The sequence below is a fragment of the Paraburkholderia unamae genome (assembly GCF_003096875.1).
Classification (GTDB): domain Bacteria; phylum Pseudomonadota; class Gammaproteobacteria; order Burkholderiales; family Burkholderiaceae; genus Paraburkholderia; species Paraburkholderia unamae.
The window spans coordinates 97,196-117,061 of record NZ_QEOB01000002.1; the positions used below are offsets into that span (position 1 = coordinate 97,196).

Below are 19,866 nucleotides of genomic sequence, written 5' to 3' on the forward strand. Positions count from 1 at the left end.
CTATTTCTGGCGAAAGCGCGACGACTGTCGCGCTTTCGCCACCGCAGCAAACGCCGTTTCGCATAGACGCGCGCTTCCTTGAGGTGTGGCAATGCCACCGCCTGTCTCCGTCGTTATAACTCCACTCGACGTCATCGCGCACCGGCATGCGTGCCTCGCGCGATGGCCGACTCATCAATGAGAAAAAGACAGTGGAGGAGACATCATGCGCTTTGGCAGAAAGAGCATTTGCGGTGCGGCGTTGCTTCTGGCGGCGGGTGTCGCGCAAGCTCAATCGAGCGTCACGCTCTATGGCATCGCCGACGTGTTCGTGCAGTTTCTCAACAACGGCGGCAAGCAATCCTGGTCGGAGCGCAGCGGCGGGAGCGTGCCGTCGCGCTTCGGCATCAAGGGTTCGGAGGATCTCGGCGGCGGGCTGAAGGCCGCATTCACGCTCGAAAACGGTTTCAACGTCAACAATGGCACCGCCTTCAGCGATTCGAGCGTGATGTTCTACCGCCAGGCGTGGGTGGGCCTCACACACGAGAAATACGGCACGCTCTCGCTCGGCCGCCAGTATCAGCCGACCTTCTGGGTGCTTTATCCGGGCGACCCGTTCTTCGCCAATGAAGTGCTCTCAATGCTGGCAGCGGCGGGCAATGTGGTCGACCGCAATACGATCGGCATGCAGGCGAGCGGCGGGCGCTCCAGCAATTCGATCGTGTACCGTTCTCCGAACCTCAAGGGGTTCCAGTTGCTGGCCATGTACGCGTTCCAGTCCAGTGTGACGCAGCCGGCGCCGCAGACGAACGGCAACATCATCGACATCGCCGCAATCTGGTCGGGTTACGGCCTTTCTGCCGGACTTGCGTATCAGTATCAGCATCCGGGCACGAAGACGCTGGCCAGCTTGCCATCCATCCTCAATACCGTCGGCACCGAGCATTTCAATAGTTCGCTCGCCTATCAACTGGGAATTGTCAATCTTCAGTTTATCTACGGATATCACCGTCCGAAGAACGACGATTCGAGTCCGCTCGCAATGCGGCTCGGGGCTGTGCATTCGTACAACCTGATGCAAGCGGGTGCCACGATTCAAGCCACGCCGGCGGACGCAGTCGAAATCGCGGCGCTGCAACGCGTCGTGCGCGGCGTGCATGACAATATGTGGGGGCTGCAACTGGGCGTCGACCACAGTCTCTCGAAGCGGACGTCCGTGTATGCGCGCGCGGGCTACATGAAGAACAACGGCTCGTCCACGATGAGCTGGACCGGGGTGAGCGTGACGGCCCCCGGTACGAAGCAAACGCTCGCGGTGGTCGGCATGACGCAGCGTTTCTGATGCCGGCTGGCGGCTATTGCGCGCCGCCTGCGAGCGACGTCAAATCCCAGCGCGGCTTCACCGTGAACGCGTAGTCGCGTGTGGCCTGCTCGGGCCAGCGTTGCAGACGCAGCGCGCCCGCGAGTGCGATCATCGCGCCGTTGTCGGTGCATAGCGAGAGGTCGGGGTAGTGCACCTCGAAGCCGCGCTTTTGCGCCGCGGCCGAAAGCGTTTCGCGCAACTGCTTGTTCGCGCCCACGCCGCCCGCTACCACGAGGCGCTTCATCTTCGTGCGCTTGAGCGCGGCGAGCGATTTCGCGGCCAGCACTTCGACGGCCGCATCGACGAAACCGCGCGCGATATCGGCCTTGCCCTGTTCGCAGATGTTCGTGCCGAGCTTCTTCACCTGCGTGAGCACGGCTGTTTTCAGGCCGCTGAAGCTGAAGTCGAGGTCGCCCGAGTGCAGCATGGGGCGCGGCAGCTCAATCGCGCCAGGCGTGCCGAATTCCGCGAGCCGCGAGACTTCCGGGCCGCCGGGATAGCCCAGGCCGAGCAGCTTGGCGGTTTTGTCGAAGGCTTCGCCGGCGGCGTCGTCGAGCGTTTCGCCCAGGGTTTCGTAGACGCCCACGTCGGTCACGCGCATCAACTGCGTATGGCCGCCCGACACGAGCAGCGCGACGAACGGAAACGGCGGCGGCGCATCGACCAGCAGCGGCGAAAGCAGATGCCCTTCGAGGTGGTGAATGCCCACCGTCGGCCGGTTCCACGCCATGGCGAGCGCATTGGCGATGCTCGCGCCAACGAGCAGCGCGCCCGCGAGGCCGGGGCCCTGCGTGAACGCGATGGCGTCGATGTCGCTTTTGGCCGCGCCGCTCTTGTCGAGCACTTCCTCGAGCAGCGGCAGCGCGCGGCGGATATGGTCGCGCGAGGCGAGTTCGGGCACGACGCCGCCGTACTCGCGGTGCATGGCAATCTGCGAGTGCAGTGCGTGCGCGAGCAGGCCGCGCTCGCTGTCGTAGAGCGCGAGGCCGGTTTCGTCGCAGGAGCTTTCGATGCCGAGAACGAGCATGGTGTGGGGCGGGGCAACGGCATTGCCGCGCACAGGCGCGGGCAAAAACCGCCGCTAAATCAAGAATCAAGGGAGCCTGAAAGTATAGCAGCGCGCGTAAAAGACGGCTGAGGGCGGCGAGCCGCGTCAGGCGCGGGCAAGCCCTGCCGTCGCGCAGGTAGAATGCGCGCCATGGAATCTTTCGACATCGCCGTGATCGGCGCAGGGGCGGCCGGCATGATGTGCGCGGCGGTGGCGGGCCAGCAGGGCCGCCGCGTGGCGCTGATCGACCACGCGCCGCGCCTCGCGGAAAAAATCCGCATCTCGGGCGGCGGCCGCTGCAACTTCACGAACCTGCACGCGAGCCCCGCCAACTATCTCTCGAACAATCCGCATTTTTGCCGTTCGGCGCTCGCGCGCTACACGCCGCGCGATTTTCTCGCGCTGCTGCGTCAGCATCGCGTGACCTGGCACGAAAAGCACAAGGGCCAGCTGTTTTGCGACCAGTCGAGCGAGGCGATCATCGAGGTCCTGCGCGCGGAGTGCGACGCCGGCCGCGTGGCCTGGCACCGGCCGTTGCCCGTCGAGGCCGTGAGCCACGCCGACGGCGCGGGCTTCACGCTCGGCACGCCACAGGGCCAGATACACGCGAAGGCCCTCGTGATCGCGACGGGCGGCCTGTCGATCCCGAAGATCGGCGCAACCGATTTCGCGTATCGCGTTGCGAAGCAGTTCGGCCACAAACTCGTCGACACGCGCCCGGCGCTCGTGCCGCTCACGTTCGCGCAAGACGAATGGTCGCCCTACGTGCCGCTCGCGGGCGTCTCGCTCGAAGTTCATGTGGCGACCGGCGAGCGCAAGACGGGCGGCGCCTTCGACGAGGATCTGCTCTTCACGCACCGCGGCCTCTCCGGCCCGGGCGTCTTGCAGATTTCGAGCTTCTGGCAGCCGGGCCAGCCGATTCGCGTGAACCTGCTGCCCGAGCGTGACCCCACGGCGGCGCTGATCGAGGCCAAGAGCGCGACGAAACGCCAGATCGGCAACCTGCTCGCCGAATGGGTGCCCGCGCGCCTTGCGCACGTGTGGCTGGAGGCACACCAGGTGAAGGCCGATGCGCGCCTCGCCGATCTGCCGGACAAAACGCTGCGCAAGATCGGCGACGGACTCGCGCAGTGGACGCTCACGCCTACGGGCACCGAAGGCTACAAGAAGGCCGAAGTCACGCGCGGCGGGGTGGACACGCGCGAGCTTTCCTCGGCGACGCTGATGAGCCAGCGCGTGCCGGGCCTGTACTTCGTGGGCGAAGCCGTGGACGTGACCGGGTGGCTCGGCGGCTACAACTTCCAGTGGGCGTGGGCCTCGGGCGTGGCGGCCGGCGAGGCTGCGGCGGAGTACACGGGACTTGCAGGCTGACTTCCTGATCTGTGGGGACTGCCGAAACCCCTGGGCTTGACGCTCGTCATTGTTGACCCGGCGCCCGAGGTTCACGCTGGAAGACCTGGCCAACAAGGAGAGGTACGAAACGTGAGCCGAGAGGAAGATCAGGCACAGTACACCACGCCGCTGCGGCGGATCATGATCGCCGTGGACGATTCCACGGCTTCGATGCAGGCCGTGCGCTTCGCGGGGCGGGTCACGCCGAGCGACGCGGAAGTGCGGATCGTGTGCGCCGCCGGTGAGCCGCGCGCCTGGATGACCGGCGGCGCCTATTCCGCTGGCTCCGCCTGGATGACGGACGCGATCGCCGACGCCCGCAACGAGTTTCGCCGCGACGCCGAGCGCACGCTCGAACTGGCGATGAAGGCGTTCACCGGGCGAGCCGCTTCGGTGGAGGGGCAGGTGGTCGGCATTTCCGGCGAGGCCGGCGCCGTCGTGCAGGTGCTGACCGAGACGGCGCGCGACTGGCGCGCCGACATGCTGGTGGTCGGTGCCCGGCATCAGGGGCGCATGAAGCGTTGGGTCGACGGTTCGGTTTCGGGCGCGCTCGCGGTTTGCGCGCCTTGTCCGCTGCTGGTCGTGCCCGTCGAGTACGAGCAGCACGGTGAAGCGGCGCAGGGTGCGCAAGCGGCGAACGGCGAAGTGCACCTCGCCCGCATCCTGATGGCGGCGGACGGCAGCCCGGCCTCGGCGCAGGCCATGCGGGCCGCCGCGCGGCTCGCCGGGCCGCAAACGGCGTTGCGTGCCGTGTATGTCGTGGACCGCAGCAGCGTGTCCGCCGACCCGGTGCCGGGCTCGGTACTGGAAGATGCGCTTGCCGATCTCGGGCGCAAGGCGCTGGCCGCGGCGCGCGAGGAACTCGAGCCGTCAGGCTGCGCCGCTGAAACGGCGCTCGTGGCCACCGGGCTCATGCACGATGACATCGCCCATGCCGTGCTGCGCGACGCCCAAAGCTGGAACGCCGACCTCGTCGTGCTGGGTACGCAGGGACGGCGCGGCGTCGCGCGCTGGCTACTCGGCAGCGTGGCTCAGCGGGCCATCGAGATCACGCATTTGCCGTTGTTGCTGGTCGGTCCGGGCGCCGCCTGAAGGGGCGCCGGCAACCACGCAAACCCTTGCTGCGAGCGCGTCCGGAAGGCCTGTCCGGATACGGGTTTCCCCCCGAACAGCCACCCGATGCGCGAGCGCGGATTTGCTATACTCAACTTTCTTTACCCTCGATCCGTTATTGGAAAATGACGACCATCCGTGTAAAAGAAAATGAACCCTTTGAAGTCGCCATGCGGCGCTTCAAGCGCACGATCGAGAAGAACGGTCTGCTGACCGAGCTTCGCGCGCGTGAGTTTTACGAGAAGCCCACGGCTGAACGTAAGCGCAAAAAGGCGGCGGCGGTGAAGCGCCACTTCAAGCGCCTGCGCAGCCAGATGCTTCCAAAGAAGCTGTACTGAGTCTGGCGTCGCCGCGGCGCGTGACCCACAAGGTTTCGCGTGTATCGAGCGGCGACGTGGGCAGCCGGCTCTTCGTCGCAGCGCGGCGGCCGCTGCTCTCTGGTGTGGTCGCAACCATGTCGAATTTGCGCCGACCCGCCTGGAAGCGTTTCCAGGCGGGTTTTTGCATTCCTGCAATGCCCGGCGCGTCGCGCGGTTGGCCATGCCGTCCAGGACGGCCCGCGCCGTCCACCGCAATTCCTGCAACCCCAACGCATTTCAGGTGAGTGATGAGTCTCAAAGACCAGATCAACGACGACATGAAGGCCGCGATGCGCGCGCGCGAAAGCGAACGGCTCGCCACGATTCGTCTGCTGCTCGCCGCCATCAAGCAACGCGAAGTCGATGACCGCGTGACGCTCGACGACGCCGCCATTACGGCCGTCATCGACAAGATGATCAAGCAGCGCAAGGACTCGATCAGCCAGTTCGAGGCTGCGGGTCGCACCGACCTCGTCGAGAAGGAAGCCGCCGAGCTGACCGTGCTTGCCGCTTACATGCCCGCGCAGCTCTCGGATGCCGAGATCGCCGCCGAAGTCCAGGCAGCCGTGGCCCAGGTGGGCGCCGCCGGCCCGCAGGACATGGGCAAGGTCATGGGCGTGCTCAAGCCGAAGCTCGCCGGGCGTGCCGATATGACGGCCGTCTCCGGGCTCGTCAAGGCAGCGCTCACGAAGTAAGCGCCGCAGGCTCGCACGCGGCGCCCGCCCGGACCGGGCAGCGTCGCGAGGCCCGACCTCGGGCCGCGCGAGCCACGGCTGCCCGAGCGCATTCGTTTCGATGATTCCGCATTCGTTTCTGCAAGACCTGCTGAACCGCGTCGATATCGTCGACGTGGTGGGTCGTTTCGTGCAGCTCAAAAAGGGCGGCGCGAACTTCATGGGGCTCTGCCCGTTTCACAACGAGAAGAGCCCTTCCTTTACCGTTAGTCCAACGAAACAGTTCTATCACTGCTTCGGCTGTGGCGCGCACGGCACCGCCATCGGCTTTCTCATGGAGCACGCCGGGCTCACGTTCCCCGAGGCGGTGAACGAGCTTGCGCAGTCGGTCGGCCTGACCGTGCCGCAGGAGCCTTCGCCCATGCGCGGCGGCGCGGGCGCTGGCGGCGGTTACGCCCCGGCCGCGTCGAAGGCTGTCACCACGGCGCTGTCCGACGTGATGCAGATTGCCTGCGACTACTACCGCAAGCAGTTGCGCAGCGCAACCAACGCCATCCAGTACCTCAAGAAGCGCGGCCTCACGGGCGAAATCGCCGCCCGCTTTGGCCTGGGCTACGCGCCGGATGGATGGCAGAACCTCGAATCCGCGTTTACCAATTATCGCGACGACGCATTGGTCGAGTCGGGCCTCGTCATCGTCAGCGAAAAGCAGGACGCACAGGGCCAGTCGCGCCGCTACGACCGCTTTCGCGACCGCGTGATGTTCCCGATCCGCAATGTGAAGGGTCAGGTGATCGGCTTTGGCGGGCGCGTGCTGGACGGCGGCGAGCCCAAGTATTTGAATTCCCCGGAAACGCCGCTATTTAACAAGGGCAGCGAACTGTACGGGTTGTTCGAGGCGCGCCTCGCGATCCGGGAGCAGCGCTATGTTCTGGTGGTCGAGGGGTATATGGACGTCGTGGCGCTCGCGCAGCTGGGGTTCCAGAACGCCGTGGCGACGCTCGGCACCGCGTGCACGCCGATCCACGTGCAAAAGCTCATGCGTCAGACCGACACCGTGATCTTCAGCTTCGACGGCGACTCGGCGGGCCGCCGTGCGGCGCGGCGTGCGCTCGACGCGTGCCTGCCGCACGCGGCCGACAACCGCACGATCCGCTTCCTGTTCCTGCCCGCGGAGCACGACCCGGACAGCTACGTGCGCGAATTCGGCACCGAGGCGTTCTCGGAGCAGGTGGAGCGGGCCATGCCGCTGTCCCAGTTCATGCTCAACGAGGTGCTGGCCGACAAGGAGCTGGATCAGCCCGAAGGGCGCGCCCGGGCGCTGTTCGACGCCAAGCCGCTGTTGCAGGCGCTGCCCGCGAACGCGCTGCGCGCGCAGATCATGCATATGTTCGCGGACCGCCTGGACGTGCCGTTCGAGGAAGTGGCCGCGCTGTGCGAAGTGGACGCGCGCATTGCGCAGGCGGCGCGCCAGGCCCCGGCGCGCAAGGACCGGCACCTTGTGACCGGTATCGAACGCAAGGCGCTGCGCAACCTCGTCATGCACCCGCGCATCGCGTCGCAGCTCGACGAGGAGGCCGAAAAGGCGCTGATCGGGCTGACCCGGCACGGCGAGCTGTTCGAGGAAGTGACCACGCACGCACGCGCGCTCGGCGAAGCCGCGGAGTTTCAGCTGCTTTCCGACCTGCTGAGAAATGGGGCCAATGCTCCAACCTTCGAGGAGATTTTTCGCGAAATTCTGGACTATGATGAAAACGTTCGGGATTTGCTGATGAAAAACCCGGAGGATGGCTCCGCGGTGGAGGAGCGTCGCGAGCAGGAGCGACTCGTGACCGAGGAGTTGAAGGCGGCGATCCAGAAGATGCGGTACGACGCCTGTTGCGAGCGGCTGGACGCGCTTTCGCGGCAGTCGCGACACACGCCGGAGGAGCTTGCCGAATTGATGTCACTGAATCAGACACGGGCCGACATGAAGCGTCAGCTCGGTTTGTAGGGGAAGGACCGCACGGAGGGATTATTACTCTGCGTGGTAAAATAACAGGTTTTCAGCGGTTTGTTTTTGTTTTTTCCGGGTGAACATGACGGGTTGGGGTAACCCGCGCATGTTCAGTTTCCAGCAAGGGCGGAATGGCAATGGCAAAGACTACAGGCGGAAAAAAGGCAACAGGCAAGGGCTCGACGGAGCCGGCCAGCAAGGTCACCAAGGCCACAGTTGCCAGTTCTTCCGCCCGGTCGTCGGGCAGTGAGTCCACCAACCGTTCTGAACCGGCAGCCCGGAAGAGGTCAATGGCTGCTTCGGCTGCGCGAGCAGCGCCTGCGCGTGCGGCGAAAGCCGCCACCCAGCCGGCAACGAAGCGGTCCGGTTCGAGAAGTGCAAGGGAAGTGCCTGCCGTCGCGGACGATGCGGCAGAGCGCGAGGCTCAAGCATCCACGGTTCAAGAGGCTGTTGTCCAGCAGCCGCGAGTCGAGACTATAGCCGGTACGGCGAACTCCATGACGAAAAAGCTGAATGAAGTACCCGTCGATGACGACGCAAACCAGAGCGAAGACAGCACCCCCGCCGCGGGCAAGGTCGAAAAGACCACCCGCGCGCGCGACCGGCGAGCGAAGGAAAAGGCGCTGCTGAAGGACGCGTTCGCGTCGTCGCAGCCCGGCACCGTCGAGGAGCTTGAGGAGCGCCGCACGAAGCTGCGTGCGCTCATCAAGCTCGGCAAGGAGCGCGGCTTCCTCACGTATGCGGAAATCAACGATCACCTCCCGGACAATTTCACGGAAACCGAGGCGATCGAAGGCATCATCAGCACGTTCAACGACATGGGCGTGGCCGTCTACGAGCAGGCGCCCGACGCCGAAACGCTGCTGCTCAACGACAACGCACCCAACGCTTCTTCGGACGACGAAGTGGAAGAAGAAGCGGAAGTCGCGCTCTCGACCGTCGACTCCGAATTTGGCCGCACGACCGACCCGGTGCGTATGTACATGCGCGAAATGGGCACGGTCGAACTCCTCACGCGCGAAGGCGAAATCGAAATCGCCAAGCGCATTGAAGACGGCTTGAAGCACATGGTCATGGCAATCTCCGCTTGCCCGACCACGATTGCCGACATCCTCGCCATGGCCGAGCGCGTGGCGAACGACGAGATTCGCGTGGACGAACTCGTCGACGGCCTGATCGATCCGAACGCCGAAGACACCGATGGCTTCAACGCCAAGGAAGCGGAAGAGATCGAGAACGAGGACGAAGAGGAAGAAGAGGCCGAGGAAGAGGAAGAGGAAGAGGAGGAGGAAGAGGACGACGGCGCGGCCCAGGCGACGGCCAACGCGGCGCAGCTCGAAGCCCTCAAGCGTGCCTCGCTCGAGAAGTTCGCCCTCATCAGCGAATGGTTCGACAAGATGCGACGCGCCTTCGAGAAGGAGGGCTACAAGTCGAAGTCCTACCTCAAGGCGCAGGAAACCATCCAGAACGAGCTGATGTCGATCCGCTTCACGGCGCGTACCGTCGAGCGCCTGTGCGACACGCTGCGCGCGCAGGTGGACGAAGTGCGCCAGGTCGAACGTCAGATTCTTCATACGGTCGTGGACAAGTGCGGCATGCCGCGCTCGGAGTTCATCACGCGTTTCCCGGGCAATGAAACCGACCTCGAATGGTCGGAGAAGATCGTCGGCGAGAGCCATGCGTATAGCGGCATCCTCTCGCGCAACATTCCGGCGATTCGCGAACAGCAGCAACGCCTGCTCGACTTGCAGGCGCGCGTGGTGCTGCCGCTGAAGGACCTGAAGGAAACCAACCGCCAGATGGCGGCCGGCGAACTGAAGGCGCGTCAGGCCAAGCGCGAAATGACCGAGGCGAACCTGCGTCTCGTGATCTCGATTGCGAAGAAGTACACGAATCGCGGCTTGCAGTTCCTCGACCTGATCCAGGAAGGCAACATCGGCCTGATGAAGGCGGTGGACAAGTTCGAATATCGCCGCGGCTATAAGTTCTCGACCTACGCGACGTGGTGGATCCGTCAGGCCATCACGCGCTCGATCGCGGACCAGGCGCGCACGATCCGCATTCCGGTTCACATGATCGAGACGATCAACAAGATGAACCGCATTTCGCGGCAGATCTTGCAGGAAACCGGTCTCGAGCCGGATCCGGCAACGCTTGCCGAGAAGATGGAAATGCCGGAGGACAAGATCCGCAAGATCATGAAGATCGCGAAGGAGCCGATCTCCATGGAAACGCCGATCGGTGACGACGACGATTCGCATCTGGGCGACTTCATCGAGGACAACAACACGGTGGCGCCTGCCGACGCCGCGTTGCACGCTTCGATGCGCGATGTGGTGAAGGACGTGCTCGACTCGCTCACGCCGCGTGAGGCGAAGGTGCTGCGCATGCGTTTCGGCATCGAGATGAGCACCGACCACACGCTCGAAGAAGTGGGCAAGCAGTTCGACGTGACGCGCGAGCGGATTCGCCAGATCGAAGCGAAGGCGCTGCGCAAGCTGCGCCACCCGAGCCGCTCGGACAAGCTCAAGTCTTTCCTTGAAGGGAATTGAGCCCGGTTAGTTTTAATGCACGGAAGTCACGTGCAAGATGGCCAGGCCGGTGGTGTTTCGTGTAGTATGTCGGCCTGTCGTCGAAAAGCCCGGCCTTTGGGTAGACCGGGCTTTTTTGTTGTTGTGCTGTTGTTTTCGCTACGCTTGGTAGCTTCGTGGGCCGGACGCCGTGTTGGTTGCAGGCAGCGGACTCATAATCCGCCTCCGAAAGGACGTCGTCGGTTCGAACCCGACCCGGCCCACCATTCGAGCCAATCAGATCAGGCACTTGGCGACAACAATCAAGAAGATTCGGGAGATTCACAAGTGGAAGACCGTGGCTAAAAGCGTGTCCATCGTATAGCCCATCTTCAGCTCCCATAGAGCCCCGCACTGGCAACAGTCGGGGCTTTTTCTTTTCCCCCAGCCAGGCGCGAGGTCCGCAACCGCTAAAGGGCGGGAATGTGCCGTGGCGGCGCGTAGTCTGCGCGTGAGCCGGTGAGTGGTGCCAGCCGGTTGCCGGCCCGCACAGCCTCATCCGGCGCCACTGCGCACACGCCTCAGAGACGAGTCATGACTCAGCAACGCGTCATGAAAACTTCTAGCGGGGAGGGTTGACCACCACGTATTGCACGGACGTGCCTGCATATTGCGGCTGATACCACGTCGAGCCGCATTGCTGGTACGTCACGCCATTGACGCTCATGGCGGAGCAGCTGGGCGGCAGGCTATGGACAATGGAGCCCACCACAGCCGCCGTTGCGACCACGGCGCCCGTTACGGCAGCGGCGGTTGCGACCGGATGATCGTTGTACCAGCCGCCGTGGTTGTCGTTGTAATTGTTGACCGCGTTCGTCCGGTTGTTGCTGACGTTTTCCGCAGCATTGGTTCGGTTGTTGCTCACCTGCTGAACCGTGTTCTGGCGATTCGACTCGCGCGTCGTACGATTTTCCTGCCGCGTCGCGACATTGGTTTCATGCGCGTTTTGCCAATTACCGTTGTTCACGGATGTCCGGGCGCCACCGCGAACCTGGAACGCGCTCGCGGGTGCGGCGATCACGCTTGCCATCAGGAGCGCGCCCGCTATCGTCAGGATTCTTGTCGGATTCATTGTGTTCTCCATGTCAGGCACTATCGGGACTCGTTGGTTTGCACAAGCCGGACCTGATGTGCATTTTCAGGAGGCGTGAATTCGAATGTTTTCGCGGTGATCCCGGGGGTGAGATTCCAGTGGTACACGGCGGTGTACTGCGGGCGTGTCTTGTCCGTCGTCGTCACGATGTTGATCTTGCAGGGCAGCGGCTGGCTGCCTTTCTGGATCCAGATCTGCCAGTCGATGTTCTTTTCCTGGTAGGCATAGTGGGAGCAGGTATTCCCGCTCACAACCTCGTCGCCGATATAAACCGCCGACGTCAAACGTTTCATGTCTTCGGGATTCGAGCCGAGCGTGAAAATATCATTCAGTGGCAAGGCGATGCCGTATTTCGTTTCAAGGTCGCTGTCGAGTTCCTTGATGGTTGCCGGTGCCGGGACAGTCGCATAGTATTTGCCCGGCTCCGTATATAACGTGAAGGTCTTTCCGTCGAAATACACGTGGCGGCTGCTGCCGGGTTCTCCGCCGACGATATCCGCCTTCAGGGCACCAGGTCGGCTTACGGTCAGCTTCGTGTTGTGAGACAACTGGATCAGCTGCGTGGTTGCACCATCCACCATGATCTGGTCCGTCGTTGAATCAACGTCAAGATCAAACTGCTTGACCGTTTGCAGGTAGCTGCTCATTTTCGCCAGCGCATCGATGGCTGCTGGATCCGGTTTGTGAGCGGCGGCGTGTGCCGTCGCCTTATCCGCCGCCATCGCAACGCTGCCCGTCGCACATATTGCACCGGCAACCGCGGCGCAAAGTGTCAGTCGCGTCAGACGTTCTGTCATCTTCCTCTCCTATCATTGGCTTCATCAGCCGGTTTCACGACGCTGCCATTCCGCCCTGCGTGTGGATCCCTGCTGCATGAATTTCATGAGCGGGGGCGATGCGACCGGTTGGTGCCAAACAGCAAGCCCGTGGTTTCCGAATGGCGAGGGGCAAATTCATTGAGTCCCAACCCGGAGGGAACGGGCGGCAAGCGTAGCATTCAGACGAATCTCTAGTGTTGTCCTTCGTCACGCTTGCGTGCGGACAATAGCTCTGTGCCAACGGGATAAAAACTCTTTTCAGTAAATATGTTTCGCATGCCTTATCAATCAAGGTGCGTATTTACAGTGCTCTGCGTGGGTTGTCACGCTGATGCGCGTTACCTGTGATGTTTATCCCGGGTAAGGCAAGCCAATCGCCAGTGCCTCCCTGATCGCCATGCGCAGCTTTTCGCTTTGCGCCGCCGGCGCATCGATCAGGGCTATCCGCCTGTCGAGCGCCTGGTCCATATCGATACGGCCCGCGAGCATTGCACGCAGCGTCAGATCAGCCGTCACCAGCACGTTGCTGCGGTTGTTCATGTCTTGCGTACCGATATCGGGTATGTCCGGCACCGCATCGGGATCGAAGCCGTCGGGCGTGGCATGAAAGAATTCCCACGTTTCACTTTCGATCAGCAGGACATAGAAGTCGGGCAGTGCGAGCAGTGCGTCGTTCGGAATGGTCGACTCGAGTGTGTTCTGGAACAACTTGAGCGTCTCGATCGCGGCAAGTCGCTGCCGCGCCGTGGCCAGCACGTCCCCCGCCTTGTCCTCGGCGAGAAGCCCGCTTTCGATCGCGCTACGGGTGGCGGTCGCAACGCTCAACGCCTGTGGGTGCCCGACCCCGAACTCAATCCGGAAATTGCAGATCGCGCACATGGTTTATCAGGGCGTTACGATGTTGAAGAAGAAGTCGAAGTTGTCGAGCCAGGTCACGAATTCGCTGAGCTTCTGGCTGTCCCCGTCGATCTTTGCCTTGCCTGCGATCACGAGGCTGTGCATCGTGGTGTCCCCGAGCATGACGTTGTTCAGGTCATTGCGCGTCATTGTTGCGGCCGAAACCCATGAGCGCGGGTGCGCTGACCGAGCTAGACAAAAAACAGTGTGTACTACGTATTTATCGTGGGATAGGCGTTGCACCACGCGTCGCCGGCCGCGACCTGGGACAACGTGCTTCCGGTCCAGACCAGCTTGTGCAGCATCTGGCAGGCCGCGACGTAGATGTCATTGTCTTCGTCCACGGCGGCCGAGTTGCTGATGGTCCCGCCAGTGCCGATCACCACTCTTCCTTTCAGGTCCTGAGCCCCCGGTGCACGATGGGTGCCGGGTTCGTGCCCAGCGACCACATTGCCGCCGTAGCTCGTGACGACAGTCAAGAGGCACAGTTCACGAGGCAGGACAACAAGCCCGCCGTTACGAGACGGTGACGGGCTGTTGTCGCCGGCTTGCTGCGCTGCTTAGCGATGATCCGTATTGGTGTAGTGACCATCGTTCATGCGTGGCGCGCCGTCGTGATGATTCATGTCACGCGAATCATGACGTTCGTGCTCCTGATGATGGTGGTGGTGGTGATCGTACTCGTTGGCCATTGCCGTACCGGCAAGTGTCATGGCAAGCGCTGCAAGGAAGACTGCTTTAAGTTTCATGGTCAAGATCTCTGTCAGATTGGGGATGGAACGCTCTACGCGTCCGTCCGGGCTAACGGGTGGTCATTCCACTGCGTTGACGAATTTCGCCGCATTTAAAGTTATTTGAATGTTTCTGGTAGCCTGGTTTGCCGTCGATCAAATTACGGCTGTCGTTGCATGACAGTGTCGGTCCGTACCCGGGTGTCTGGAACTTGGCGATGTGATTCGTGCGCATTGAGGCGGGGCGCGTTGGCGCTCGGGTCTGCGATTTTTGCGCGACGAAGTCGTTGCCATTCACACGCTGTCAGGCGAGTGGGCCGGAGTGACAGTGCTCGGCGATATGCTGGGCCCGTTTGTCGTACCTCATTGTTTGGCGGACGGCTGGCAACTGTCGTTGATGGTTTATGCAGGCTTGCCTATTGTTCGCACTCACATCGAACGCGCATGATTCGCGATGCTAACGAGAAAACGTTCCTGAGCGGCTCTCTCTAGCGCATTTATCGAATATCAATTTCTTGCTTCAGGAATTTATGCATGAATTCGCTTTGTCGTCACGCTGCATTAACCGCTCTTGTAGTCAGTATCCTGTCAAGCTGTTCAAGCAGTGTAACCAGAGAGCCTGTTGTCCAGAGCGATCGCACTTCGGCCAATGCACAGGCGCAGTTCGGCACCCAGCCTGTCGCTGTTCGGGTCACTTTAAGCCCGAAGGTGGAAGCGGACAACGCAGGTTTTAGCGCGCAGAAGTTGCAGTCGGCATTTGAGAGTGAACTCAATACGCGGCAGTTGCTCGCGACGCCGACGAGCAGCGCAGCAATGCGACTCGACGTGGAAGTCAGCGATATACGGGTACGGGGTACAGGCACCGCGCTGTTTTGGGGATTCCTGTCGGGGGACGACCACATTACCGGCAATGTGACCGTCCTCGACGCAAGCGGCCAACCGGTTGAAAAACTGGACGTGTCGGCTGCCTATGCTGCCGATGGCATAGTCGGCGTGGCGGGCGAAGGAAGAATGGCCTACCTGTACAACACGTTCGCCAAAAAAGCACTCTCCGCACTCGAATCACCTAAATAACGCGGCTTGTTGTTCGAAGGGACGCACCGGGGCAACACCAGGCAACACTTCGCCCCGAAGCCTGGACCTCGATCCGGAGATGACCCGGCAAGTGCGGAGCGGAACCGTTGACCGCGCGATGATTGTCGCTTGCATGGGGTTGCAACGAGTCGGCGCCACTTTCGCAGACATCGGTTTCCGGCAACCATTGACGAGGAACGTCATGTTCGCTGTGTGTGCCATTAGCGGAGTCTAAATCTGGAGCAGACCATGCCGAATGTTTTCGACCAGGCGTAGCGTGTGCAGTCCTGGTGCCGGCAGACATGGACGTTCAGCCTGATGATCCGTGCGGCTATCGTCGAGATACGTTGACGATAGCCGCATGGTCCTGATCAGCGCAACGATTCACGAGGGTGGCTCAACTGCCGTTCAGCAATGCGCGTAGAACATAGCCCGCAATGCGTGGATTTTCCTTGATGCGTCGCGTGCTATATCCATACCAATCGCGACCGTAAGGAACATACACGCGCACCTGGAACCCCATTGCGCGCAGGCGCTCACGCAGTGGTTCACACACTCCGAGCAACATTTGAAATTCGAACCGAGTCGGCTCAATCTGTTCGCGCCGGACCCAGGAAATCAACGAATCGATCAAAGCTTCGTCGTGCGTCGCAATGCCGACGAACGATCCAGCCCGTAACGCGCTTGATACGTGCCGCGTGAAATGCTCGTTGATTGCGTAACGGTTTAGCGATGCGCCCGGTACGAGATGCTCATCTGCTTCAGCGTAAATGCCTTTGCAGATTCGTAGCCGGCTCGTTCGACGCTGAAGCGGCACGATGTCGTCGTATGTGCGTCTCAGATATGCCTGAAGTGCAATACCTATATCCGCGCCAGCTGCCTCGGCCTCAGCGAAGAGATCGAGTGTCCTTTGGGTGCAGGTCACATTCTCCATGTCGATACAAGCGCTCACACCTCGCCGCGACGCTGCGTCGATGATTTGCAGAACCTGCTGCTTGCAGCCGCCCGCGTCGAACAGCAAACCCAGTGCGGAAGGCTTGATCGACAGTTCGGTACGTAAGCCGTCGGCGGACAAAGCATCGATCAGGGCTCGATACTCGCGGGCCACGGTTTCGACCTCTGTTGGCGATGAAGCCGTTTCACCGAGTACATCGAGTGTGGTGTGGTAGCCGTCCGAATGCAAAGCGCGCACGCAGTCGAGCGCGTCGGTGAGCGTCGCGCCTGCGATATAGCGGCGCGAGATTTTACGGATTAGCGAACGAGGTACAAATGGGATGGCGTGTGCTGCCATCGTATTGAGAATACGCATGTTGGTCTCACGAAAAAGCCGTCGTTCGATTCCTGACAAGTCAGGTCGGTTCGAACGACATCACCGGATCGCTTGACGCGAGTCCGGAGCGAATAGCTTCGTCAGTGCATTGAGATGCTGTGACGAAGGCTGTTCAGTGCGATTTCAACGGAGGCCAGGTGGCTGCGTACATTGCGGGATGAGCCCGGGTAATGCGATGAAGTTGGATGAATGATGCCGCGAGATGGGCGTTTCGCCATCATGCATGGCGAACGCGTTCATCATAGCATGGGCGGTAGTCCGCATCGCGCCACAAGATCAACGTTGGCCTCGATGCCGGCATCGAAGGGGGACGGTGAAGATAAATCAGAAGGGGGGGCGCCTATGTATTTCGGCATCCGAAATTAAATATCAAACCGTTTGCTGAGACGGATCGGCTGTATCGACCTTCGTGATGTGGCGCAACCGTAGACGTGCGGGTGTCAGGACTGGCGTCCGCAATGCAGGTCGGAAATGTAAGGCGCGATAGCCCGAATGACTATCGAAAGGCTCAACTTCTAATAACTGCTGCTGCGACTTCCGATTTCCGTCAGCGAATTTCTGTCGCACGTACCCGACGGGCTGTGTTCCCCTTGGTGACGTACGTTGACGGAACGATCGCGTGCACCGGGCGGCGCCTGCGACCCGGTGCGACCCGAACGACGACAGGCAAGTCGTCCACGACGGCCTATGAATCAGAGCGGTTTGATGAGTCCTTCGCCAGCGGGCCACCAGATTTCCACCGGTTGCGTGGCGGCGATGTACAAACCGGTCTGGTGCTTTGCCGCAAAGCGAAAGCTCGTGTGGTATGCAGCTTCGCGATGGTCGGGGTTGAAGATGGCGTGGATGAAGTTATGAGGAGGCCGTCGCAAAGTCGAGGCGCTTGTGTTTGGCGAGTGCGCGTGCGCCGAATTCGAGTCGGTCGTCATGCAGTACCACGATCAGTCATCGAAGAAACCTGGTACTCCGACATATCAATAATCGCCGGCGCTACTGCGCCGCCCCCGAGCAGTAGCGCGCAAACCCCTCCTGCGACGCAGCAAACCCCTTCAGCTTCGCAAGCTCCCAGGGTCGCTCACAACGCTGCGTCGCCTCACACCACACGTAGCCCGCGGAGCCGATACAACCGTGCGCGTCGCGATCGCTGCCAACGGCGGTGGCGGTGGCAGCCGCCCCGGTCGACACACTGGCGCAAGCACAAAGCAGACTCGCCGCTACGGCGGCGCTCACAAAAGAAGCAGGACAATATCGGCGCATGTGAACGGACTCCGGAAAGCCAGCAGAAAGACTCGAGAGGAGCCGCCACCGTACCATGGCCGAGCAGCGCGACGCGGCCAACCGCGGTTCGACGTTGACCTGAGCCCGACTCGCCCCTGTTTATTTTCTGCACCATTTTCATCGCGTTCCCTCTAGAATTCCAAGGATCCGCTGTACCGGAGTACGAACATGGAACGAAAAAAAGCTGAGCACATCTTGATCGATGCCGACGAAATCGCCGGACTGGTTCTCGACGGTTTCGATCTGACGATGGAAACCGATGCCGGACGCGCCTTGTACGATCGCGCGTTCACGGCCTACCTCCACGGCGAGATCGGCGACTTGCCGGTCGCCGAGCTGTACGACGCCTTGAACGGTTCGCCCGAGGCGTTCGCCACGGTCACGACGCACTAAGCATACCAGGCGCAGTAAGCGTCCGCTGGCCCGCATAATCGCCATTCCGGTGTGACGGCCGTCACGATGGCCCGCGAATTGGCGCGATAGTTTGTCCGCAGGGTGCGCTTCAAGGATTCCACGAACGTCCCTTCTTCTTCGGGATTTTCAGGAGACAAACCCGGTGCGGACCTATCGCTGCGTGTCGTACTTTCGCTGGATCGTCGAAAACCCCGATGAATCCGGGGTGAAGCTGCATGCCGTCGTGTGCGGAGCCGGCGACGAGCCTTCATACAAGCTCGATCTCGGGGCGGTTCCCCGGACGACAGACGACGAAGCCCTGGACGAAGCCGATCGGCGCGTCCAGGCGGCCATCGATACGCTGCTTGCCGAGGGCAAGCTCGTGGAAGGCAGAACGCTCTAGCCGGTCACTTCACGTTGAACGTATAGTGACCGGTCGTTCGATGCCCGTCGGCGGCCACCGCCACCCACACCACCGAATACTTCCCCGGCGTCAACGCGTTGAGCGCAACCGACATGCGCTTGTCGTTGCCGGCATCCACCCTGGCTTTCTCGCGAATCACCGACTTGCCCTGCGCGTCCATGACGTCGATGGAGCTGAACGCGGCTTCGAGCCCGTCGTCGAAATCGATCACGACAGCATTGAGCGTGGCCGGGGCCGTGGCGCCGGCCGGCGGTTCCTGGTGGGTCGGGTAGGCGTGCGCCCAGGCGAGTTGCGCGGTGAGGAGCGCGAACGAGGCGACGGCCGTGCGCAAAGTAGCGAGTTTCATGGCGAAATTCCTGTGTAAATGGGCGGGCTTACTGGAAAAGCGGCTTGCCGAGCGTGCGCGGCGCGACATCGTCGAAGAAGATGTGCACCTGCGCGAGGATGCCGACGTGCGAGCCGCTCGCGCGATTGATCGGGATCTGCGCCTCGATGCCAAGCTGGCCGTAGCGGTTCATCCAGATGAAGCCGGGGTTGACGGTGCCGGTCGTTTGTCCCTGGCTACGCGACAGGGGCACTTCGACTAGCGGGATCAGATTGGAGAACGGCTGCGGCAAGCCCAGATCGTGTACGTGCTGCTGGAGGTAAGGCAGGCTGTACTGGAACGTGAAACCGTAGTCGAACGAGTTTGGCTGGCCGCCGCCGGTGGTGAACGACGGCCCCGCCTCGCCGGTGATGGCGATCGGGCGCAGCCACGCGAGCGAGTCGGGCAGGTCGCCCATGCCCTTGCCTGCGAAGATCGTGGGCGAGATCGTCGAAAAGTTGTCCGCAATGGCGCGGCTGCCCGTGCCGCCGAGTTCCGCGTCCACGCCCACCGAGGTCATGAACTCGTGCGCGTCGTTCACGTAAAGCAGATACTTCAGGCCCACGCCAAAGTTGTCGAAGCCGTGCGCCGTGGGGTTGTTCTGCATGACGTAGCTGCCGTCCACGGAGAACGCGAGCCTTGGCGTGATGAGCTTGTCGTACTCGAAGTCGAAGGTGTTGACGCTCTGGTCGCCCGCGTCGCCGGGCACGCGTTGGTGCCCGAATTCGAGGTTGGCTTCGTCGCCCACGCCGGGGTCGTCCACGGAGAGCGTCGAGGGAAATACGCGGTCGCCCGCGATGGCGTGCGCGTGTGCCGCGCACGGGCCGAACAGCAGTGCGCAGCCCAGCACGCGGCTCAAGGTGCGAATTTGTGTGCGAATGTGTGCAAGCGCGCCCGGCGCCTGGCGGCCGGACGGTGTTGGGTCAGACATGCGTTGTCCTGTCCTGGAGCGAGGCACGCGCGGGCGCGATGG

General features: G+C 62.2%; 21 protein-coding genes and 1 tRNA gene. 11 read left to right on the forward strand and 11 right to left on the reverse strand.

The window, feature by feature from the left end:
* The first annotated feature begins 205 nt into the window (after positions 1-205).
* Complete coding sequence (locus C7402_RS04350) at positions 206-1,321, forward strand: porin (protein WP_116609737.1); 1,116 nt, start codon at positions 206-208, stop codon at positions 1,319-1,321.
* Between the two features lie 13 nt (positions 1,322-1,334).
* Here the strand turns inward: C7402_RS04350 and tsaD are convergent, their stop codons facing one another.
* Positions 1,335-2,369 carry a tRNA (adenosine(37)-N6)-threonylcarbamoyltransferase complex transferase subunit TsaD gene (tsaD, locus tag C7402_RS04355; RefSeq protein ID WP_116609738.1) on the reverse strand — a complete coding sequence of 345 codons (1,035 nt, stop codon included), beginning with the start codon at positions 2,367-2,369 and terminating at the stop codon, positions 1,335-1,337.
* Between the two features lie 171 nt (positions 2,370-2,540).
* Here tsaD and C7402_RS04360 point away from each other — a divergent pair, with 171 nt between their 5' ends.
* The 7 genes from C7402_RS04360 to C7402_RS04390 all read left to right on the forward strand — a co-directional run bounded on the left by C7402_RS04360 (position 2,541) and on the right by C7402_RS04390 (position 10,721).
* Entirely contained in the window at positions 2,541-3,761 is a 1,221-nt protein-coding gene (locus C7402_RS04360) for a BaiN/RdsA family NAD(P)/FAD-dependent oxidoreductase (protein WP_116609739.1), read from the forward strand.
* 111 nt (positions 3,762-3,872) lie between these two features.
* Positions 3,873-4,874 (forward strand): universal stress protein, encoded by a 1,002-nt coding sequence (locus tag C7402_RS04365; protein ID WP_116609740.1) that lies wholly within the window; start codon positions 3,873-3,875, stop codon positions 4,872-4,874.
* Positions 4,875-5,020: 146 nt separating this feature from the next.
* Positions 5,021-5,233, forward strand: a complete 213-nt coding sequence (gene rpsU / locus C7402_RS04370; RefSeq protein WP_013434742.1) for a 30S ribosomal protein S21 — start codon at positions 5,021-5,023, stop codon at positions 5,231-5,233.
* Between the two features lie 269 nt (positions 5,234-5,502).
* Entirely contained in the window at positions 5,503-5,949 is a 447-nt protein-coding gene (locus C7402_RS04375; protein WP_112169680.1) for a GatB/YqeY domain-containing protein, read from the forward strand.
* A 100-nt stretch (positions 5,950-6,049) separates the two neighbouring features.
* The gene (gene dnaG / locus C7402_RS04380) at positions 6,050-7,921 is read left to right on the forward strand and encodes a DNA primase (protein ID WP_116609741.1); all 1,872 of its coding nucleotides are present in this window, start codon (positions 6,050-6,052) and stop codon (positions 7,919-7,921) included.
* A gap of 140 nt (positions 7,922-8,061) precedes the next feature.
* The gene (gene rpoD / locus C7402_RS04385) at positions 8,062-10,476 is read left to right on the forward strand and encodes an RNA polymerase sigma factor RpoD (protein WP_112169678.1); all 2,415 of its coding nucleotides are present in this window, start codon (positions 8,062-8,064) and stop codon (positions 10,474-10,476) included.
* Between the two features lie 157 nt (positions 10,477-10,633).
* Positions 10,634-10,721, forward strand: a tRNA-Ile gene (locus tag C7402_RS04390).
* A gap of 335 nt (positions 10,722-11,056) precedes the next feature.
* Here C7402_RS04390 and C7402_RS04395 read toward each other — a convergent pair.
* The 6 genes from C7402_RS04395 to C7402_RS46170 all read right to left on the reverse strand — a co-directional run bounded on the left by C7402_RS04395 (position 11,057) and on the right by C7402_RS46170 (position 14,051).
* Positions 11,057-11,578 carry a hypothetical protein gene (locus C7402_RS04395; RefSeq protein WP_165841803.1) on the reverse strand — a complete coding sequence of 174 codons (522 nt, stop codon included), beginning with the start codon at positions 11,576-11,578 and terminating at the stop codon, positions 11,057-11,059.
* Between the two features lie 8 nt (positions 11,579-11,586).
* On the reverse strand, positions 11,587-12,384 hold the full coding sequence (locus tag C7402_RS04400) for a DUF2092 domain-containing protein (RefSeq protein ID WP_116609743.1): 798 nt from the start codon (positions 12,382-12,384) through the stop codon (positions 11,587-11,589).
* A 372-nt stretch (positions 12,385-12,756) separates the two neighbouring features.
* Positions 12,757-13,284 (reverse strand): hypothetical protein, encoded by a 528-nt coding sequence (locus tag C7402_RS04405; RefSeq protein ID WP_133254412.1) that lies wholly within the window; start codon positions 13,282-13,284, stop codon positions 12,757-12,759.
* Between the two features lie 6 nt (positions 13,285-13,290).
* Positions 13,291-13,452 (reverse strand): alkyl sulfatase C-terminal domain-containing protein, encoded by a 162-nt coding sequence (locus tag C7402_RS04410; RefSeq protein ID WP_116609745.1) that lies wholly within the window; start codon positions 13,450-13,452, stop codon positions 13,291-13,293.
* A gap of 62 nt (positions 13,453-13,514) precedes the next feature.
* Positions 13,515-13,685, reverse strand: a complete 171-nt coding sequence (locus C7402_RS46755; RefSeq protein ID WP_165841779.1) for a hypothetical protein — start codon at positions 13,683-13,685, stop codon at positions 13,515-13,517.
* A 177-nt stretch (positions 13,686-13,862) separates the two neighbouring features.
* Positions 13,863-14,051, reverse strand: coding sequence for a hypothetical protein (locus C7402_RS46170; protein ID WP_133254413.1), 189 nt, complete (start codon positions 14,049-14,051; stop codon positions 13,863-13,865).
* 516 nt (positions 14,052-14,567) lie between these two features.
* Between C7402_RS46170 and C7402_RS04420 the strand changes: the two genes are divergently transcribed.
* Complete coding sequence (locus C7402_RS04420; RefSeq protein WP_133254414.1) at positions 14,568-15,107, forward strand: DUF4410 domain-containing protein; 540 nt, start codon at positions 14,568-14,570, stop codon at positions 15,105-15,107.
* Between the two features lie 397 nt (positions 15,108-15,504).
* Here the strand turns inward: C7402_RS04420 and C7402_RS04425 are convergent, their stop codons facing one another.
* Together C7402_RS04425 and C7402_RS47585 are read right to left on the reverse strand one after the other, a co-directional pair.
* Positions 15,505-16,416 (reverse strand): proline dehydrogenase family protein, encoded by a 912-nt coding sequence (locus C7402_RS04425; protein WP_116609748.1) that lies wholly within the window; start codon positions 16,414-16,416, stop codon positions 15,505-15,507.
* Positions 16,417-17,424: 1,008 nt separating this feature from the next.
* Complete coding sequence (locus tag C7402_RS47585) at positions 17,425-17,691, reverse strand: hypothetical protein (RefSeq protein WP_112169799.1); 267 nt, start codon at positions 17,689-17,691, stop codon at positions 17,425-17,427.
* 189 nt (positions 17,692-17,880) lie between these two features.
* Between C7402_RS47585 and C7402_RS04440 the strand changes: the two genes are divergently transcribed.
* The gene (locus C7402_RS04440; RefSeq protein WP_116609750.1) at positions 17,881-18,105 is read left to right on the forward strand and encodes a hypothetical protein; all 225 of its coding nucleotides are present in this window, start codon (positions 17,881-17,883) and stop codon (positions 18,103-18,105) included.
* Positions 18,106-18,268: 163 nt separating this feature from the next.
* Positions 18,269-18,508 (forward strand): hypothetical protein, encoded by a 240-nt coding sequence (locus C7402_RS04445; protein WP_116609751.1) that lies wholly within the window; start codon positions 18,269-18,271, stop codon positions 18,506-18,508.
* Positions 18,509-18,512: 4 nt separating this feature from the next.
* Here C7402_RS04445 and C7402_RS04450 read toward each other — a convergent pair whose 3' ends face one another.
* Complete coding sequence (locus C7402_RS04450; protein ID WP_116609752.1) at positions 18,513-18,875, reverse strand: copper resistance protein CopC; 363 nt, start codon at positions 18,873-18,875, stop codon at positions 18,513-18,515.
* 28 nt (positions 18,876-18,903) lie between these two features.
* The gene (locus tag C7402_RS04455; RefSeq protein ID WP_244314738.1) at positions 18,904-19,824 is read right to left on the reverse strand and encodes a hypothetical protein; all 921 of its coding nucleotides are present in this window, start codon (positions 19,822-19,824) and stop codon (positions 18,904-18,906) included.
* Positions 19,825-19,866: the final 42 nt, after the last annotated feature.

Coding starts and splice junctions, on each gene's coding strand:
- C7402_RS04350 (WP_116609737.1), top strand. CDS start 206: ATGCGCTTTGGCAGAAAGAGCATTTGCGGTGCGGCGTTGCTTCTGGCG.
- tsaD (WP_116609738.1), bottom strand. CDS start 2,369: ATGCTCGTTCTCGGCATCGAAAGCTCCTGCGACGAAACCGGCCTCGCG.
- C7402_RS04360 (WP_116609739.1), top strand. CDS start 2,541: ATGGAATCTTTCGACATCGCCGTGATCGGCGCAGGGGCGGCCGGCATG.
- rpsU (WP_013434742.1), top strand. CDS start 5,021: ATGACGACCATCCGTGTAAAAGAAAATGAACCCTTTGAAGTCGCCATG.
- C7402_RS04375 (WP_112169680.1), top strand. CDS start 5,503: ATGAGTCTCAAAGACCAGATCAACGACGACATGAAGGCCGCGATGCGC.
- dnaG (WP_116609741.1), top strand. CDS start 6,050: ATGATTCCGCATTCGTTTCTGCAAGACCTGCTGAACCGCGTCGATATC.
- rpoD (WP_112169678.1), top strand. CDS start 8,062: ATGGCAAAGACTACAGGCGGAAAAAAGGCAACAGGCAAGGGCTCGACG.
- C7402_RS04395 (WP_165841803.1), bottom strand. CDS start 11,578: ATGGAGAACACAATGAATCCGACAAGAATCCTGACGATAGCGGGCGCG.
- C7402_RS04400 (WP_116609743.1), bottom strand. CDS start 12,384: ATGACAGAACGTCTGACGCGACTGACACTTTGCGCCGCGGTTGCCGGT.
- C7402_RS04405 (WP_133254412.1), bottom strand. CDS start 13,284: ATGTGCGCGATCTGCAATTTCCGGATTGAGTTCGGGGTCGGGCACCCA.
- C7402_RS04410 (WP_116609745.1), bottom strand. CDS start 13,452: ATGACGCGCAATGACCTGAACAACGTCATGCTCGGGGACACCACGATG.
- C7402_RS46170 (WP_133254413.1), bottom strand. CDS start 14,051: ATGAAACTTAAAGCAGTCTTCCTTGCAGCGCTTGCCATGACACTTGCC.
- C7402_RS04420 (WP_133254414.1), top strand. CDS start 14,568: ATGAATTCGCTTTGTCGTCACGCTGCATTAACCGCTCTTGTAGTCAGT.
- C7402_RS04425 (WP_116609748.1), bottom strand. CDS start 16,416: ATGCGTATTCTCAATACGATGGCAGCACACGCCATCCCATTTGTACCT.
- C7402_RS47585 (WP_112169799.1), bottom strand. CDS start 17,691: ATGCGCCGATATTGTCCTGCTTCTTTTGTGAGCGCCGCCGTAGCGGCG.
- C7402_RS04440 (WP_116609750.1), top strand. CDS start 17,881: ATGGAACGAAAAAAAGCTGAGCACATCTTGATCGATGCCGACGAAATC.
- C7402_RS04450 (WP_116609752.1), bottom strand. CDS start 18,875: ATGAAACTCGCTACTTTGCGCACGGCCGTCGCCTCGTTCGCGCTCCTC.
- C7402_RS04455 (WP_244314738.1), bottom strand. CDS start 19,824: ATGTCTGACCCAACACCGTCCGGCCGCCAGGCGCCGGGCGCGCTTGCA.